We start from the raw sequence: 13904 nt of genomic DNA, 5'->3' as shown, positions 1-13904 counted from the left end.
ATATAGCGCCGCATCGTCACGAACGCAAGAACTCGAAGTAAAAGCTCTTCATGCGTCCCTGCCGGCGGGCCTTCTGCTCGTACCGCGTGGACTGCCAGCCGGGATAGGGCAGATGCCAGGCGCCGGGTTCGGCGATGGGCCATGCAAATCTTTCGGTCTTTAAAATATGGGCCAAGGTCCAGTTGGCGTAATCCTCGATGTCGGTGGCAAACCGAAATGTGCCGCCGGGTTTGAGCACGCGGGCGAACTCGGCAAGCATGTTGAACTGGATCAGGCGTCGCTTGTGATGGCGCGGCTTGGGCCATGGATCGGGATAGAGAACGTAGAGACAATCGATGCAGGCGGCGGGCATCACGCCGAGAAGCTTGATGACGTCGTCAGGGAACAGCGCGATATTATCGATGCCTTCGATGTCGATTGTTTCCAGCAGCTTGCCGATGCCGCCGGTAAACACCTCGCAGCCGATAAAACCGTCTTTGGGATTTTCGCGCGCCATGCGGGCGAGATGCTCGCCGCCGCCATAGCCGATTTCGAGATGAATGCGCCCTGCCTGCGGGAACAGCGTCCCGGGGTCGACAGGCGCGGAAATATCGACAGTCAGCTCGGGAAGCAGCGTTTCGAACAGCGCCTGCTGGCCCTTATGGAGTTTTTTGCCCGAACGGCGTCCGAAAAAGGCGCGCGGTCCTTTGGGGTCCTGCGGGATGGATTTGGACGTCATGGTTTCACTATCGAAAACAAAAGCGCGGCGTGTTGCGCCGCGCTTTACAATCAATGGATCGGACGAGCAAGGATCAGGTCAGCTCGGCCCGGATCGCTTCGGCCAGATCGGTTCTCTCCCATGAGAACCCGCCATCGGCCTCCGGCTCACGCCCGAAATGGCCATAGGCGGCCGTGCGTTCATAGATTGGCTTATTGAGCCCCAGATGCTCGCGGATACCGCGCGGGGAAAGGTTCATGACCTTTTGCAGCACTGCGCCCAACCGGTCCTCATCAACGGTGCCGGTGCCGTAGGTATCGACAAAGATCGAGAGCGGTTTGGACACGCCAATGGCGTAGGAGAGCTGGATGACGCATTTTTCCGCCAGGCCCGCCGCCACAACATTTTTCGCCAGATAGCGGGCTGCGTATGCTGCCGAGCGGTCGACCTTGGTGGGATCCTTACCCGAGAACGCGCCGCCACCATGAGGCGCCGCGCCGCCATAGGTATCCACGATGATCTTGCGGCCTGTCAGCCCCGCGTCACCATCGGGCCCACCGATGACGAAAGCGCCAGTGGGATTAACGTAGAATTCGTCCTCAGGGGGCATCCAGCCCTTGGGCAGGACGTCTTCGACAAAGGGGCGCACGAGGTCCCGGACGCACTGTTGGGATACATTCTCGATATGCTGGGTCGAAACGACGACGGCGGAAACACCGACCGGCTTGCCGTTCTCGTATTTCAGGGTCACCTGGCTCTTGGCATCGGGGCCGAATTCGGAAACGGCGCCGGAATGGCGGGCCGCCGCCATGTTCTTTAGGATCTTGTGAGCGTAAGTGAGCGGGGCCGGCATCAGCTCGGGCGTCTCGTTGACAGCAAAGCCGAACATGATGCCCTGATCGCCGGCGCCCTCATCCTTGTTGCCCGAGGCATCGACGCCCTGGGCGATGTGGGCGGACTGCTCGTGCACATGGCACGACACATCAAGGGTCCGCCAATTGAACCCCTCCTGCTCGTAGCCGATCCGTTTGACAACGCCGCGCGCGATATCTTCCATACGACCGGCATCTATGGATGCAGGGCCGCGCACCTCACCCGCCAGAACGACGCGATTGGTGGTCGCCAAGGTTTCAAGGGCAACGCGCGAATAGGGATCTTGCGCGAAAAATGCGTCCACTATGGCGTCGGAGACCTGGTCGCAAATCTTGTCGGGATGACCCTCGGAAACCGATTCCGAGGTGAAGAGATAAGAAGAACTGGCCACGTTAAACCTCATTTCAACTGGCGAGGGCGCACGCGGAAGTGCGCGTGTCCAGGCTCAATCCCGGGCACTTTCGAACTTGCTTTTCGCAGGTTGGGACGCAGAAAGCAAGGGCCATATAAAGAAAGCTTTATATGGACAGGGTCAGTCGAGACGCCTGAGGCGGCGGCGCCGGCCCGGCAAGGACAACAGCACCCCCAAAATCAGCATGCCGACCAGTGGCCAATGGCGATATTGGGCAAAAAAAGTCGGAGACAGCGGTTGAGCGGGCGTGCCCTTGATGGCACCCACCATACCTTCTGCCATCATTGCGTCGATGCGCCCCATGGGGTCGACAATGGCCGAAATGCCGGAATTTGCCGCCCGAACCACCGACTTTCCCTCTTCGACCGCCCTGACCCGTGCATGGTGAAAATGCTGGGCCAGCCCCATTGATCCATCGAACCATGCGTCATTGGTGACGACAAGGATGAAGCCCGCTTCATCGACCGATGCACCAAGACTGCCGGGAAACACGATCTCGTAGCAAATGAGCGGCAGGATGGCGGGCGAGCCAGGCAGGTGAAACAATCTGCGCTCGGCGCCGGCGGCCCAACCCTGCGACCCTTCGGCCAGCTGGGTGATGCCGAACTGACGCAAAAAGTCGCCAAACGGCAAATATTCGCCGAACGGAACGAGATGGGTCTTGTCGTAGGAGGTGACGACCTCGCCCTCCCCGTTGAAGGCCAGCACCGAATTGAATGGCTTGGCGCCAGGCACGATCTCACCATTGGCCCCATAGGGCTGGCGGGGCGCGCCGGTCAGAAGCCAGATGTCGTCGGGCAGGATGCGGGCGATTCGGGCGAGCAGCTCGGGTTCATCGGACAAAAAGAAGGGAATGGCGGCCTCGGGCCAGACCAGATGTGTGACGTCGCCAAGTGCCTGATCGTCAGGATTGGTCTGCATGGTGGACAAATCGAGCAGGCGGCTAACTGTCTCCTCGCGCGCAAAGGTCTGCCATTTGACGTCTTGGGGGATGACCGGCTGGACGATTCGCAGAACGACGTCCTCGAAGGGCTCGGTCTGCGTCTCATTGAGTCGAAAATTGCCCCAGGCGATCTGGCCGGCGAGCAACCCGAACGCGGCGAACAAGGGAAGGATGCGGGCAATCAGCGAACGCTCCGCGGCCGGCCACACCAGCGCCGGGGTGGCTGAAATAAGGACGGCCACAAATGTCAGCCCGTAAACACCGACAAGGCTGGTTGCCTGCATCATTTCGAGGTTGGCGGTCAGCGCGTAACCCAAGAGATCGAAAGGAAAGCCGGTGAAAAGATAGCCGCGCGCCAGTTCGGCCAGGGTCAGCGCCGTAGCAAGGGCAAATATCCGTCCAGGCCCGGCCGACCAGAAGAAATGCGCCAGGGCCGTGCCCAGCCCCCAGAAGACCGCAAGCAGCAGAGCAAGCCCGGCCACGGCAAACGGCATGACGACAAGGAGCCACCCGCCGTCGACAAAGAACGCTGCGCCGATCCAGTGCAGGGCGACGAGGAAATAGCCAAAGCCGAAGGCAAGCCCGATGCGAAATGCAGGACCCACCACCATGGAACGGATCGAGCGCTTGCGTTCCGCACCATCAAGGGCCCAGACCAGCACCGGCATTGTGACAAACAGAGCAACAAGAAAAAAGATCGGAGGTGCCGACAGCCCTGCCAACGCACCTGCGAGGACCAGCATCAGGATGCGCCGCCACCCATGGGCGAGCATTGCAAACTCGGCAAGAGCGGTCATGGCGGTCCTTGCGCATCGAATCACTGGCCAGAACCGTGACCGTACCGCCCAAGGCGGTCAACTCTGTTGCCATTTATCTGGGTGCGCGCACGGTTTTGATAATGCCCCGTACGCCTCGCGAACGTACGGGGCGCTGAGATTGTGGTGCAAACAACCTCTGCCGGAGGATATCCGGCGCAATTGTCTTAGCGCACTATGACGGGTTTGTCATTTAACAAATGCCCGAAAAATGTGCATATCGCAGGAGCAACCATAATCGTTGCGGTCAGTTTTTAATCACCTACCGGCTGCGCAATCGCTTCTAGAATTCCGCAACAACCTGAAGCGCTTGCACGGCCTTGATCGCGGCCGAAGCTCGGTTCTCAACGCCGAGTTTGGTGTAAACCTGTTCGAGATGCTTGTTTACGGTCCGGGGGCTGAGCCCGAGAATATCGCCGATGTCCTTGTTTGACTTGCCGCGGGCAATCCAGAGCAGCACTTCGCTTTCGCGCTGAGTCAATCCAAAAGCCTGGCGCAGGGCATCCTCGGTGCCTTCCGTCCGGGCGCTCGACAGACGGAACAGATATTCTTCGCCGGCAACAAGACCCAGAAACGATAACTGCAAACCGGGCGAACCGGCAGCAGCGACATCAAAGCCCCCGCCGGCATCGGGGGAACCACCGGCGCTCTTCAACCACTCCAGAAAGCGCTCCGACATGGGGCCCTCCTGTTCGGCATCAATGCCCGAGCGCGTCAAGAGGCGGCTGGCCTGCGGCGTCGACCAGAGCAGCGGCCCCTCGGCGGCAAAGGCCACAAGGTGGCGCCCGGCGGCATCAAGCGCAATGTGTGCGCTTTGCGCGCGTCGGGCATTGGCCAGATGGACGCGGATGCGAGCCCTCAATTCATCGACGTTTATGGGCTTTGAGAGATAATCGACCCCACCGCTATCGAGGGCATGGACGATATGCTCGGTCTCGGTCAAACCAGTCATGAAGATGATCGGGATGTGGCCGAGGGCAGGCACAGTTTTGAGCCGGCGACACGTTTCAAAGCCGTCAAGGCCCGGCATGACCGCGTCCATGAGCACCACGTCCGGCGTCACCCGATCGGCAATACCGAGCGCCATTTCTCCTGACCGCGCAACGAGCACGGTCAGGCCGGCATCCTCGAGCGCCGCAGTCAGGAACCCCAGCGACTCCGGGGAGTCATCGACCAGAAGCACGATATCGTTTTCGCGCTCAATCGGGCTCATGGCTCATCCGTTCCAGAAGCTCGGCATAGCCGTCAAAATCGAACACCTCCATATGCCGCCGCAGGGCTTGGACCAGCGGGAGATTTTCGGGGTCGCCGGCCAGTTCGCCAAGCTTGGCATCAATGCCCCGCACATGCCCGATCTGTCCCAGGCCGGCAAGGTCGCGCAGGTGCTCGCTGCCCGGAGAGCGCATTTTTTTGGGCCGGACCTCCGCTGCAGGGCCAGGGTTGGCGTACTCCCAATCGAGCTTGAGGTGGGCGCCGAGTTTGTCGAGCAGCTGATAGAGATCGACAGGTTTGGCCAGTGTGTCGGTGTGGCCGGCATCCCCGCCCGTCGGGCCGGCGCCATCTCCGATATTGGCCGAAAGCAGAACGATTGGCGCACTGACGGCCCTCTGCCTCAAGGCCGCGGCCAGCGCCCACCCGCTCATGCCCGGCATGCGGATATCGAGGAAATAGAGGTCCGGGCGAACCGCGTCGAGACGAGAGAGGCAATCGGGGCCATCGACAGCGGTCAGGACCGTAAAGCCGAGCGGCGTCAGCAATTGGTCCATCACGTCACGATGCTCGGCATTGTCATCAACCACCATGATGGTGCGGCGTTCACCCCTATAGCCCGTCACCCGGCGCCGGTCCGCACCTGCCTTGGCGAGGCGCTCGACGCGGGCAAGCATCAGCCGTGCCTGAAACCGGGTGCCTGAACCGAGCGCGCTGGAGACGGTGATTTCACCGCCGAGGGTTTCGGTCAGCAGCCTGGTGATGGTCAACCCCAGCCCGAGACCAGGGGCAAAGCGGGAGCGCTCGGCCTCGCCGCGCACGAAGGGCTCGAAAATATGCTGCAGATCGTCTTCGGAAATGCCGCTTCCCGTGTCCGCGACGGTAAAGGTCGCGACCTGGGAGCGATATCCGATTTCGAATGTGATCGTGCCTTCGGACGTGAACTTGATGGCATTGGACAAGAGATTGACCAGTATCTGACGCAAGCGCTTTTCGTCGGTTCGCACATACTGGGGCAGCATGGGCGAGCGCACATGGTTGAACGCGAGTCCCTTGGCCTCCGCCTGCGGCCGGAACATCTCCACGAGCTGGTCGAGGAAGTCCTCGATATTGATCTCGTTGGAATAGACCTGGAGCCGCCCCGCCTCGATACGCGAGATGTCGAGCAACCCGTCGATCAATCCCGACAGATGCTCGGCGCTGCGGCGGATGGTTTCGACCGAGCCGCGTCGATTGACGGGAATCTCGCGATCACGCTCGAGGATTTGGGCATAGCCCATAACCGCGTTGAGCGGGGTGCGCAGTTCATGGCTCAATCCAACGACGTAACGGGACTTTGCGTTGTTTGCTGCTTCGGCCTTTTCCTTGGCGCGCTGCAGTTCGGCGTCGGTTTTCGAGTGCGCATCGATTTCCTTGAGCAACAAGGTGTTCTGGCGCGTGCTTTCCTCCTCGGCAACGAGGCGGCTGTCATGGGCAAGCACCAGGAACCAGGTCATGATCCCTGCTGTCACCGAGAAAACGAAAAAGACCACGAGCAGCGTTCCGCCCACGACATCGGCGGTTTCGGGCGCGTATTGGGCGGCCAGTCCATAGATGAGCGCCAGCGCGCCGCCGAGCATCGATACGGCAACCAGCGTCGCGATCGCGTATCGCCCCAGACGGGACTGGAGCTTTTCCACGACCCAGCCGGGCAATATTGTGGCGGCCACGGCCTGAGTCTGGGCACGGAAATGGGCGTGTGGCTTACACATGTCATGGCAGCGCGCATCGAGAGAGCAGCACAGCGAACAGATCGGAGCGGCGTAGGCCGGACACCAGGCCATGTCCTCGGGCTCGAAAGGGTGTTCGCAGATCGAGCAGGTGAGCGTTTTAAGCTTTTGCCATTGGCGGCGAGGCTTGCGGGCCAGATAATATTTGCCCTTGGTGGCCCAGGCGAGAGTGGGGGATGCGACAAAGCACACAACCAGCGCGATGTAGGGAGACAAGGCCGCTGCCATGGTGCCGAAGGCTCCGAAATGGGCGGCCAGTGCAATGGTGGCCGAGAGAAACATCGAGCCGACACCGACGGGATTGACGTCATAGAGGTGGGCACGTTTGAACTCGATCCCCGGCGGGGCCAATCCCAGTGGCTTGTTGATGAACAGATCGGCGGAAATCGAGCACAGCCAGGCCATGGCAACAATCGAAAAGATGCCAAGCGTTTCTTCGAGAAGCCGGTAGATGCCCAACTCCATCAACAGCAGCGCGATGGACACATTGAACATCAGCCAGACGACGCGGCCCGGATGGGAATGGGTGAGCCGGGAAAAGAAATTGGACCAGGCGAGCGAGCCCGCATAGGCGTTCATTACGTTGATCTTGAGCTGGCTTATGACCACGAATACGGCCATGAGCATCAGTGCCAGAAACTCGTTGGGGATCATGTAGCCAAAGGCGATGGCAAACATGTAGCCCGGCTCGGAAGCGTGTTCGGGCGAAACGCCGGCCGAAAGTGCGAGAAAGGCAAGAAAAGAACCCGCCAAGAGCTTGGGTGCGCCAACCACCACCCAGCCCGCGCCGGCAAGAAACACCCCCAGTTTGTGCCGCCATTTGGGCATTTTTTCCGCCGGCAGGAAGCGCAGAAAGTCCACCTGCTCACCGATCTGGGTCATCAGCGCCAGAATGACGGCCGATGCGGCACCGAATTTGGCGACTTCGAAGGGCGCGATTGAGCCCGGTTCGCCCGGCGGCTGGTCCAGTCCGGTAAAGGCGCGCCAGAGATCGAACTTTTCCCAATCCATGAAGGCTATGAAAAAGAACGGCAGTATGTTGAGGACGATCCAGACCGGCTGGGTCAGAATCTGGAAGCGCGAGATCATGGTGATCCCATGGGTGACCAGCGGGATCACAACGATCGCCGAAATGATATGGCCGAGCCACAGCGGAATGCCGAAGGCCAGTTGCAGGGCGCTCGACATGATCGATGCTTCAATGGCAAAGAGAATGAAGGTGAAGCCCGCATAGATCAGCGAGGTGATGGTCGACCCGATGTAGCCAAAGCTGGCCCCGCGGGTCAAAAGATCCACATCGACGCCATGGCGCGCCGCATAGCGGGCAATGGGCACTCCCACAAACAGGATCGCTATGGAGGCGACCGCGATGGCGATCATCGCGTTGGTCGTGCCATAGCTCAGAGTGATGGCGCCACCGATGGCTTCGAGCGCCAGAAACGAAATTGCACCGATTGCAGTCTGGGAAATGCGGTCGTTGGAAAAGCGCCGCGCCGACTTGGCGGTGAAGCGCAGGGCGTAGTCTTCCAGCGTTTCGTTGGCCACCCAGCGGTTGTATTCGCGCCGGATGGGGATGATTCTTTGTCGCGCCATGAATCGTCTAGTTTTTAGCCATTTTATTTGGCTGCACAAAAATTTTCCAACCTCTCCATAGCATGGATTGCATTGGAATCACGCGGCTTTTCATGCCCCGGCGCAAGAGTTGGCTCCTGCAATGGCTTCCTGATTACGTCAATCGACGTATAGGGTCAGCTCAACGAAGTGTCCCAAAGTCCGGCAAGGGCGTCAGTCAATGACGCCTTGGGGAACCAAACTGAGGGACATCACCATGAAGAAATTCAGCGCATCGCGCGCTTTGCTTGCCACGGTTCTGGCCGGTGGCATGAGCCTGCCGATGGCGCCGGCCATTGCGCAGGACGAGGGGCCGATCAAGGTCGGGATTCTGCATTCGCTGTCGGGCACGATGGCGATTTCGGAAACCACGCTCAAAGACGTCATGCTGATGCTCATCGAGCAACAGAATGAGGCCGGTGGCGTGATGGGCCGCCAGCTCGAACCCGTTGTCGTGGATATCGCTTCGGATTGGCCGCTCGCTGCGGAATTGGCGCGCCGGCTGATCGAAGTCGACGAAGTCGACGCGGTCTTTGGCTGCTGGACATCGGTGTGCCGCAAATCGGTGCTTCCGGTATTTGAAGAGCTGAACTCGCTGCTGTTCTATCCGGTCCAGTACGAAGGCGAAGAATCCCAGCGCAATGTGTTTTACACCGGCGCCTCGCCCAACCAGCAAGCGATTCCCGCTGTCGATTATCTGATGAACGAAGAAGGCGTCGAGCGCTGGGTGCTGGCCGGCACAGACTATGTCTATCCCCAGACCACCAACAAAATCCTCGAGCAGTATCTTCTCGATAGCGGTGTGGCTTCGGAAGACATCATGATCAACTATACCCCGTTCGGGCATTCGGACTGGCAGACGATCGTATCCGACATCGTGGCCTTCGGCTCGGAAGGCATGAAGACAGCAGTGGTCTCGACCATCAATGGCGATGCCAATGTGCCGTTCTACCGCGAGCTGGCCAATCAGGGCGTCGCAGCCGAAGACATTCCGGTCGTCGCGTTCTCGGTGGGCGAAGAAGAGCTTTCGGGATTCGACACCGCACCGCTTGTGGGCCACCTTGCCGCCTGGAACTACTTCATGAGCGTTGAAACGCCCGAGAACGAAGAATTCATTGCCTCATGGCAGGACTTCATCGGCTCGGAAGATCGTGTGACCAACGACCCGATGGAGGCCCATTACATCGGCTTCAATCTCTGGGTCGATGCCGTCGAGGCGGCAGGAACCACCGATGCCGACGCGGTGATCGAAGCGATTGTCGGGCTGGAAACGCCGAACCTGACCGGTGGCATGGCCGAGATGCTGCCCAACCACCACATCACCAAGCCGGTGCTGATCGGTGAAATTCAGGATGACGGCCAGTTCTTCGTGGTCTCTGAAACCGACGATCTGGTGCCGGGCGATGCCTGGTCCGACTATCTGCCCGAGTCCGCAATGCTCGAAGCCGATTGGACCGACCCGATCATGTGCGGCAACTACAACACCGAAACCGAAACCTGCGGCGGCGGCTCAGCCGAATAGGCCGAACATTTCGCGTTTGCCGGGGACGGGTCGTCCCGCCCCCGGCTCTGCTGTCAACATTGACCAGAAATCCTTCCGACCGGCTCGATTGTGAAAGGGGATCGCGATCATGCGCAGTCTCAATCGGCTCACCAGATATCTTTCTCTAATGGTTTTTCTCGCGCTCGCCGTTCTTGCGGCTGGTAGCGCGCGGGCCCAAGGCGTTTCCGAAATCTTGCCCACGATGTATGACGCCAGCCTCGGCGAACTCGAAGATGCCGTTGCGGCGCTTGTCGCCAGCGGCGAGGACGCGGCGCTGCCGATCCTGCAAGCACTTGGCGAGGGCGAACTCTACGAATCCGACACCGGCGGCATCTTCATCGAAACAGGGCGCAATGCCTACGCCGACGCCCTGACCGGCGAGGCGGCCGATCTCGATACGACGGGAGAAATGAGCGTCATCCGGATCAACAATTCCCTGCGCCGCGATATTGCGGCCGCCGTGGGCAGCCTGACGCTGATGAGCGACAATCCCGGCGCCAGACTGGCCGCAGCGCGGGAAATGTTTTCCACGGCCGAGCCCGACGCCATTCCGATGCTGGACGAGGCGATTGCCCAGGAAACCGACTCTTCGGTTCTCAGAGTCATGGAGCAGGCACGGGCCGCCGCCATGCTCAACACCGACGCCAGCGAGGAAGAGATCGCTGATGCCGTTGCGGTCATTTCGGCCCGCGGCGATCGGCAGGCCCTGGCCATTCTCAATTCCAGCCTCGCTGGCGCCAGCGATGACCAGCGGCCAGCCATCGAGGCGGGCATGGCCCAGATCAATCAGGCGTTGGCGCTGTGGGGCGTTGGCCAGAACGTCTGGTATGGCATCTCGCTCGGCTCAGTGCTGCTTCTGGCCGCGATCGGACTTGCCATTACGTTCGGGGTGATGGGGGTCATCAATATGGCGCATGGCGAGATGGTCATGCTGGGGGCCTATGTCACCTTCGTCATCCAGGAAATCATTCGTACGACCAGCCCGGGCCTGTTCGACTATTCGCTCGCCATCGCCATACCGATGGCCTTCCTGGTCACGGCGATGATCGGCATCGCCATTGAGCGTGGCGTTATCCGCTGGCTCTATGGCCGACCGCTGGAAACGCTTCTGGCCACATGGGGGCTTTCACTGATCATCCAGCAGAGCGTGCGCACGATTTTCGGCGCTACAAACCGCGACGTGGGCAATCCCTCCTGGATGTCGGGGGCGTTCGAGCTGGGGGGGCTGGCAATCACCTGGAACCGCATGTGGATCGTGGTGTTTGCGATCGTTGTGTTTTCCTTGCTGCTGTTGGTCCTCAATCGAACCCCGCTCGGTCTGCAGATGCGGGCGGTGACCCAGAACCGTCGCATGGCATCGGCCATGGGCATTCGAACCCCATGGGTGGACGCCATGACATTCGGGCTCGGCTCGGGGGTTGCGGGGTTGGCCGGGGTCGCGTTGAGCCAGATCGACAACGTCTCGCCCAATCTCGGACAGGGCTACATCATCGACAGTTTCATGGTTGTTGTGTTCGGCGGGGTCGGCAATCTGTGGGGGACACTGGTCGGCGCTCTGACGTTGGGCATCGCCAACAAATTCCTTGAGCCCTATGCCGGAGCGGTGCTGGCCAAGATCCTGATCCTTGTTCTTATCATCCTGTTCATCCAGCGCCGCCCACGGGGCCTGTTCGCGCTCAAGGGAAGGGCGGTGGAGGCATGAGGCTGACCGTGGATACCGCTATTTTTCGCGCTCTTGGCACGATGGCGCGGCCCGTCACAGAACAAAAGGATGGTCGCGACGACACCGGCCGGCTTGCCCAGCGAAGGACCGCGCCATGATAACCGGCAAGATCTTTGAAAAGCTCGGAGCGAAGGCCGTCTGGGTGGTCGCCATATTGCTGGTCGTAGCCATCGCAGTTCCCCTTTCCAACCTGATGCTCCAGACCGGTCATCCCTTGCGGGTACCCAATTATCTCGTGCCCTTGATGGGCAAATACCTGACCTATGCAACGCTCGCGCTGGCGCTCGATCTGGTCTGGGGCTATTGCGGCATTCTTTCGCTCGGACACGGTGCATTCTTTGGGCTGGGCGGCTATGCCATGGGCATGTACCTGATGCGCCAGATCGGCGACCGGGGTGTCTATGGCAATCCTGTGCTGCCCGACTTCATGGTGTTTCTGAACTATTCCGAGTTGCCCTGGTACTGGCAGGGGTTCGATATGTTCTGGTTCGCCCTTGTCATGATGGCGTTCGTGCCGGGACTTTTGGGGTTCGTCTTTGGCTGGTTCGCGTTTCGCAGCCGGGTGACGGGGGTCTATCTTTCGATCATCACCCAGGCACTGACCTACGCGTTGATGCTGGCGTTTTTCCGCAACGACATGGGATTTGGCGGCAACAACGGGCTCACCGACTTCCGCGAAATACTGGGCGCGCCGATCTCGGCGGCCGGCACGCGCGCCAGCCTTTTCGCTGCCTCTGCGATCCTTCTGGCGCTGTGCTTTACCCTGTGCTCGCTGATTGTTCGCTCAAAGCTCGGCAAGGTCATGGTTGCGGTGCGCGATGCGGAAAGCCGGACGCGGTTCATCGGGTACCGGGTGGAAAACGTCAAACTCTTCGCCTTTACCGTCTCGGCGGTGATGGCCGGGCTTGCCGGGGCCCTCTATGTGCCGCAGGTGGGGATCATCAATCCTGGAGAATTTGCACCGGCCAACTCCATCGAAGTGGTGATCTGGACGGCTGTGGGCGGGCGCGGGACGCTTGTCGGACCGATCATCGGCGCGGTGATCGTCAATGCCGCAAAGTCCTACTTCACCGGCACGTTCGCCGATTTGTGGCTGTTTATCCTGGGCGGCATGTTCGTGTTCGTGACGCTGTTCATGCCAAAGGGGATCGTGGGGATCTGCACATCGGTCTGGACGGCACTCAAGCAGCGCCGTGCCTCCGATACTTTCGAAAAAGGCGCCGGGCCCGCACCGGGACCGGTATTGGACGATGCACCTGTCGAAAGCCATGAACACGACCAGACGCCCCACGGCGCAAGACCCTCTCCGGCGGAGTAAGCAAATGGTTGATACACTGCGCGAAGGATCGCTCCTTTATCTCGACGGCGTCACCGTTTCCTTTGACGGGTTCAAGGCGCTCAACTCGCTCTCGCTGCTCGTCAAGCGCGACGATTTGCAGGCCATTATCGGCCCCAATGGTGCGGGCAAGACGACGATGATGGACATAATTACCGGCAAGACGCGCCCCGATACCGGGGAAGTGTTTTTCGAGGGATCGGTTGACCTAACCAAAAAGGATGAAACCGAAATCGCCAATCTGGGGATCGGACGCAAATTTCAGAAGCCGACGGTGTTTGAGAGCCATACGGTCTGGGACAATATCGAACTGGCACTCAAAAAGCCGCGCGGGGTGTTTTCGTCCTGGCTCTACACTCGCGATGCGACGGACACGAACCATATAGCGGAGATACTGGACACTGTGCGGCTCACTCACCGGAAGGATGAATACGCTGCCAACCTTTCTCACGGTCAAAAACAGTGGCTTGAGATCGGCATGCTGCTCGCCCAGGATCCCAAGCTGCTGCTGGTCGATGAGCCGGTGGCCGGCATGACCGACTCGGAAACCGAGGAAACCTCGAAATTGCTGAAGTCGATTTCCAAACATCACTCTGTGGTGGTGGTGGAACACGACATGAGCTTTGTGCGCGATCTCGACTGCAGGGTGACGTGTCTTGCCGAAGGCTCCGTGCTTGCGCAGGGTTCGCTCGAACATGTCTCGGCCGATCCGCTGGTCATCGAACGCTACCTGGGACGCTGAAATGACGACACTGACCGTTACCGATGTCGATCTGCATTATGGCGCCGCGCAGGCGCTCAAGACAGTTTCGATCACCGCCCAGCCCAACAAGATCACCTCTGTCCTGGGGCGCAACGGGGTTGGAAAATCCTCGCTGTTGCGCGCGATCACGGGAACACATCCGATTTCGGGCGGCGCGATCCGGTTCGAAGAATTCGAACTCAAGAAAATTCCGCCCTATACGCGGGCCCG

The 13904-nt window shown here is 60.1% G+C and carries 10 protein-coding genes; 5 read left to right on the top strand and 5 right to left on the bottom strand.

The annotated features are described in order from the left end of the window. Positions 1 to 16 precede the first annotated feature (16 nt). From trmB to AACZ55_RS04020, 5 genes are all read right to left on the bottom strand, one after another. Positions 17 to 718, bottom strand: coding sequence for a tRNA (guanosine(46)-N7)-methyltransferase TrmB (trmB, locus tag AACZ55_RS04040; protein WP_339643360.1), 702 nt, complete (start codon positions 716 to 718; stop codon positions 17 to 19). A 73-nt stretch (positions 719 to 791) separates the two neighbouring features. Then, positions 792 to 1961 carry a methionine adenosyltransferase gene (gene metK, locus AACZ55_RS04035; RefSeq protein ID WP_338608194.1) on the bottom strand — a complete coding sequence of 390 codons (1170 nt, stop codon included), beginning with the start codon at positions 1959 to 1961 and terminating at the stop codon, positions 792 to 794. Positions 1962 to 2102: 141 nt separating this feature from the next. Next, positions 2103 to 3722 carry an apolipoprotein N-acyltransferase gene (gene lnt, locus AACZ55_RS04030; protein WP_339643356.1) on the bottom strand — a complete coding sequence of 540 codons (1620 nt, stop codon included), beginning with the start codon at positions 3720 to 3722 and terminating at the stop codon, positions 2103 to 2105. Positions 3723 to 4023: 301 nt separating this feature from the next. After that, the gene (locus AACZ55_RS04025; protein WP_339643354.1) at positions 4024 to 4953 is read right to left on the bottom strand and encodes a DNA-binding response regulator; all 930 of its coding nucleotides are present in this window, start codon (positions 4951 to 4953) and stop codon (positions 4024 to 4026) included. Then, positions 4940 to 8311, bottom strand: coding sequence for an ATP-binding protein (locus tag AACZ55_RS04020; protein WP_339643351.1), 3372 nt, complete (start codon positions 8309 to 8311; stop codon positions 4940 to 4942). The genes AACZ55_RS04025 and AACZ55_RS04020 overlap by 14 nt, the downstream gene beginning before the upstream one ends. 289 nt (positions 8312 to 8600) lie before the next feature. Here AACZ55_RS04020 and urtA point away from each other — a divergent pair, with 289 nt between their 5' ends. The 5 genes from urtA to AACZ55_RS03995 all read left to right on the top strand — a co-directional run. Beyond that, entirely contained in the window at positions 8601 to 9851 is a 1251-nt protein-coding gene (urtA, locus tag AACZ55_RS04015) for an urea ABC transporter substrate-binding protein (protein WP_338610762.1), read from the top strand. Between the two features lie 109 nt (positions 9852 to 9960). Continuing rightward, the gene (gene urtB, locus AACZ55_RS04010) at positions 9961 to 11574 is read left to right on the top strand and encodes an urea ABC transporter permease subunit UrtB (RefSeq protein ID WP_339643348.1); all 1614 of its coding nucleotides are present in this window, start codon (positions 9961 to 9963) and stop codon (positions 11572 to 11574) included. A 115-nt stretch (positions 11575 to 11689) separates the two neighbouring features. After that, positions 11690 to 12913, top strand: a complete 1224-nt coding sequence (gene urtC, locus AACZ55_RS04005; protein WP_339643345.1) for an urea ABC transporter permease subunit UrtC — start codon at positions 11690 to 11692, stop codon at positions 12911 to 12913. 4 nt (positions 12914 to 12917) lie between these two features. Further along, entirely contained in the window at positions 12918 to 13673 is a 756-nt protein-coding gene (gene urtD / locus AACZ55_RS04000) for an urea ABC transporter ATP-binding protein UrtD (RefSeq protein WP_339643342.1), read from the top strand. A gap of 1 nt (position 13674) precedes the next feature. Next, positions 13675 to 13904, top strand: a 230-nt coding sequence (locus AACZ55_RS03995) for an ATP-binding cassette domain-containing protein (RefSeq protein WP_339643339.1), incomplete at its 3' end; no start/stop codon positions are given.

This window comes from uncultured Pelagibacterium sp. (assembly GCF_963972885.1).
Lineage (GTDB): Bacteria > Pseudomonadota > Alphaproteobacteria > Rhizobiales > Devosiaceae > Pelagibacterium > Pelagibacterium nitratireducens.
Note: the sequence above shows the minus strand (reverse complement) of the source record. Positions and strands in the feature narration are given on the sequence as shown.

Coding starts and splice junctions, on each gene's coding strand:
- urtD (WP_339643342.1), top strand. CDS start 12,918: ATGGTTGATACACTGCGCGAAGGATCGCTCCTTTATCTCGACGGCGTC.
- AACZ55_RS04025 (WP_339643354.1), bottom strand. CDS start 4,953: ATGAGCCCGATTGAGCGCGAAAACGATATCGTGCTTCTGGTCGATGAC.
- lnt (WP_339643356.1), bottom strand. CDS start 3,722: ATGACCGCTCTTGCCGAGTTTGCAATGCTCGCCCATGGGTGGCGGCGC.
- trmB (WP_339643360.1), bottom strand. CDS start 718: ATGACGTCCAAATCCATCCCGCAGGACCCCAAAGGACCGCGCGCCTTT.
- urtC (WP_339643345.1), top strand. CDS start 11,690: ATGATAACCGGCAAGATCTTTGAAAAGCTCGGAGCGAAGGCCGTCTGG.
- urtB (WP_339643348.1), top strand. CDS start 9,961: ATGCGCAGTCTCAATCGGCTCACCAGATATCTTTCTCTAATGGTTTTT.
- AACZ55_RS04020 (WP_339643351.1), bottom strand. CDS start 8,311: ATGGCGCGACAAAGAATCATCCCCATCCGGCGCGAATACAACCGCTGG.
- urtA (WP_338610762.1), top strand. CDS start 8,601: ATGAGCCTGCCGATGGCGCCGGCCATTGCGCAGGACGAGGGGCCGATC.